General features: G+C 71.4%; 2 protein-coding genes and 1 pseudogene. 1 reads left to right on the top strand and 2 read right to left on the bottom strand.

The window, feature by feature from the left end; genetic code table 11:
• Positions 1–148 precede the first annotated feature (148 nt).
• Positions 149–670 (bottom strand): hypothetical protein, encoded by a 522-nt coding sequence (locus NBZ83_RS30815; RefSeq protein WP_261576380.1) that lies wholly within the window; start codon positions 668–670, stop codon positions 149–151.
• Positions 671–1,770: 1,100 nt separating this feature from the next.
• Complete coding sequence (locus tag NBZ83_RS30810; RefSeq protein WP_261569225.1) at positions 1,771–2,709, bottom strand: NADP-dependent oxidoreductase; 939 nt, start codon at positions 2,707–2,709, stop codon at positions 1,771–1,773.
• Between the two features lie 161 nt (positions 2,710–2,870).
• Between NBZ83_RS30810 and NBZ83_RS30805 the strand changes: the two are divergent.
• Positions 2,871–3,730: pseudogene (locus tag NBZ83_RS30805) on the top strand (hypothetical protein); the annotation flags it as partial.

Raw genomic sequence — 3,730 nt, 5'->3', positions numbered from 1 at the left:
CAGATCTGGCGGGCTGCCCGCCGTGAGGGGTGCGGCGGGCAGCCCGCAGGTCCGACGCGGTGGGACCGGTGCAGGTCCGATCCGCGCGGCCGTCGTGCGGGCCCGCCGCGGTCCGCCCTCCGCGGACCGCGGCGAGCCGGCTAGCGGGCTAGCGGGCGGGGTGGCTGTGGTGGGGGCGCGGTTGCGTGTTGTGGAATCGTTCGGCGCCACCCTCGCGCTGGCGAGCCAGCGGGAGGGCGCTGCCGTGCACGGTGCGGAAGCCGGTGGGGCGTCGTTCGGCGCTCGCCTCGTCCACGCCGGCGTCCAGATCGTCGATGGCGTGGGCGCGGACGGCTACCAGGATCTGATCCCAGATCGTCTGCGGCAGCCGGTTCTCCCGCATGGTTCCGCTGTGGAGGAAGCGGACGATCATCTCGTCCGGCAGGCTCCTGGCGACCTGGCCGCTGCCGGCTCCCCAGGAGGTCCAGCCGAGGGCTCCGTCATGCGCGGTCAGTCGGTCGAACACGCCGGCGCGGACGTCGTGGACGAACGGGGCCCACAGCGCGACGGGTACCCGGACCTCGCGGATCCGCCCGGCGTAGCGGTACCGGATGACCACGTCGGCCTGCTGGCTGGCGAACTTCAGCCCGGGGGCGCAGGCTGGTCGCCGCCAACGAATCGGCGGATCCACCGCGGTCCTGGCCGTACAGTCACCCTGTCCCACCCGCCCGTCCATGGGTTCGTCTCCCGTCCTGGCCAGTCCGCCCGCGGCAACGGTCCACCGGGGGCCGCACGCGGCCCATCGCAGGCCCGATGCGGGGGTGGGAGATGAGGTGGTCGGGCCCGTACCGGCGGATGACCGGCGGATGCAGACCCGGTGCGCGCGTTCGGTGCTGGTGCCCGGCGTGCGGGCAGGGTCCGGGAGAGGACCTGTACGTGCAGTGCCTGTGGTCCTCTCCCGGTGTGCCTCACCGCCCATGAAGACCCGCGCGGCGATCCGCCCATCGCAATGGGTGATCGAGTGCGGGCGGGGCAGCCACCCTCGGCGGAATCCGACATCCCAGGAGGAGGATCCCGTTGACATCATCAGGTGTCCTCCTCGCCTCGGTAGCTGGGAAGCGGGCTGCGCGTCCGCCGGTGGACACATCACACCGTGCTGGGCGTATCTGGGACAGAGTGCAACGAGCTGTTGCGGCCCCGCGCATATTAGTTGCGCATGATCAGCGGCTTCCGTGCCCGCCGGAAACGGGAACGCCGTGTCCGACCGGTGGCTACGCACCGTAATGTTCGACCGGCCGTGTCGGGTCTCTCCCGCCGCGAGCGGAGAGGCTCAGGCCCAGCTCCGCTCGCCTGTGGCGACACGGTTGAGGCCCCGTCTGTGCACGACCACCCTACGAGGGTTTCGCGCAATTGGCATTGATCAAAGACGGTCTGTTTTGTTAGCGGGCGAGAATTGGCTAACGTAGCCGCCGCCGTTGCCCGTAGGCAGTGTATGTCAATTTGATTTGGTCGCCGACAGGCCCAGGTGTGGCTTGTGATTGGGTTGTAGTTCGAACAGTGTGATTCCGGCGAACCGCCCCACCGGAACGTGATCGACCACGGCGCGTGCCCTCGACGCTGCTCCGACCGGCGCAACACCGGCAGGTCCCCGCCGCCGGTCTACGCCTCGACTGAACACTACCTCGAAATGACGGCCACTTCCGGGGCGCCGAACCGCCATCGCTGCAGCTCGGCGTCGTCGGAGTGATGGCCGAACGTCGTCCGGCTGTTTTCGCGCGCCGGACCCGCGGCTCACCAGGTCAGCACGAGCCGGCCGCGGGTGCCGCCCTTCTCCAGGACGCGGTGTGCTTCGGCGGCCTGCTCGGCCGGAATCGCCTTCGCCACCCGCAGGGTGACGGCGCCATCCTCGACGAGCTGGCGCAACCGGTCGAGTTTGGCCTGCTCGCGCGCATAGGTGCGCACCCACACGTTATGGATCGTGATGCCGCGCTCGGTCTCGCCCTGGAACGGGCGGACAGCGGCGAACCCGCCGCCGTCGCGGATCGCGCCGAGCAGGGCATCGTTCTGGATCGAGCCGTCCGCCAGTCCGTCCACCCCGGCGGGTACCGCCGCCCGGATCCGCTGTGCGACGTCGTCGCCGCGGCGGACGACGAGGTCGGCGCCGAGCGCCCGGACGAGTTCCTCGTCGGCCTCGGAGGCGTCGGCGACGACGCGCAGCCCGTCGGCCTTGGCAAGCTGAACGGTGTAGCCGCCGAAGCAGCCGGCCGCCCCCGTCACCGCCAACGTCTGGCCGGCGGTGAGGCCCAGCAGGTCAAGCGCCAGCCGCGCGGTGAGCCCGTTCATCGGCAGCGTGGAGGCGGCCACGTCGCCGACGCCCGCGGGGACCCGTGCGACGGACTCGGCCGGCACCACCACCTGCTCGGCGTAGCCGCCGTTCGACGCGGCGGGGATGACGATCGCCATCACGTGGTCGCCGATCGCGAGATCCGTCGACACCCCCTCGCCGATCTCGTCGAGGACACCGGCGACGTCCATCCCCGGCACGTAGGGCGGCGCCCATTTCGACAGCCATTTCGCCCGGTCACCGCTACGGGTGAAGGTGTCCGTCGGACTCACGGTGGCGGCGGCGGACCGAATCCGGACCTCGCCCGGACCGGCATGCCGCTCGGGTACGTCCACGATGCGCAGGGCCTCCGGCCCGCCGAACTCGACCACTCCCACAGCTCTCATGGCAGACGACACTAACGCCGCCCACCCCCGGCCGCGCCATCGAACGTGCGCGGTCGACCCGCTTGTGGCGGCGCAGTCGGGTCGACGCGTTCCGCCGCCAAACGAGTCTGCTGAACTACCTAGGTAAGACGCTTTGTGGTCGACTGGGTACTCTTGTCGACATGGGGGTCGATCTCGGCTCCGATCGGTCCCGCCGGCGGATCGACCGGGCCGCGGGGGCGGTGCTGCAGGCGCAGCGGGATATCTCCGAATGGCTGGAGGCCCGTCGCGGAGATGACCGTTTCATCCGGTTTGGAAATCATTTCCGGATACTCGACGGAGTGCTGAGCGAGATGCTCGCCGCTCTGGCCGGCGGGGTCGATTCCCTGCGGGAGCCGGGCGAGGGCGGCGCGAGCTACGACGGATGCAGGTCGGTGGAGACGATGCTGACCGTCGTGCGGCGCACGTTCGACTGGTACCGCGAACGTTATGACCAGCGACTCGACGAGCGGCTGGGCCCGATTCTGCTGGCCGCCGACGAGCTGATCCGGTCGTGCTGGTCGCAGCCGTTCGCGGCGCTGCAGCGGCCCGCGCCGACCGGTCCGCTCGCCTACGTCGACCCGCGTTTCAACGCCTTCGCCGTCACCCGGTCGAGTGTGCCGGCGCCGCTGCGTCCGCCGGCCCGCACCGACGCGGTGGACGAGGCCGTCCGCGCCCTGCTGCGCGAGCTGCCGATCCCGGCGATCGCCCTGCCGGAATGGGCCACGCGCCAGGCGTGGTGGCTGGCCCCGGCCGCCCACGAGACCGGCCACCACGTCCAGCGGGACCTGGTGCCGGGTCTGCCCGATCTGACCCGTGCCGCGCTGGACCACGCGGTGCGCGCAGCCTCGGGTGGGGACGCGGAGCTCGCCGCCCAGTGGTCGGGCTGGCAGGCGGAGCTCTTCGCCGACGCCTTCTCCGCCGTCATGATTGCCGGCGCGGCGGCGTGGACGGTCGACGAGCTCGAGCACGCCGCACCCGCCCGCCTCGCCGGGCTGCCCCC

Origin of the sequence: Frankia gtarii, assembly GCF_025403375.1 — a bacterium.
Taxonomy (GTDB): Bacteria; Actinomycetota; Actinomycetes; order Frankiales; family Frankiaceae; genus Frankia; species Frankia gtarii.
Note: the sequence above shows the minus strand (reverse complement) of the source record. Positions and strands in the feature narration are given on the sequence as shown.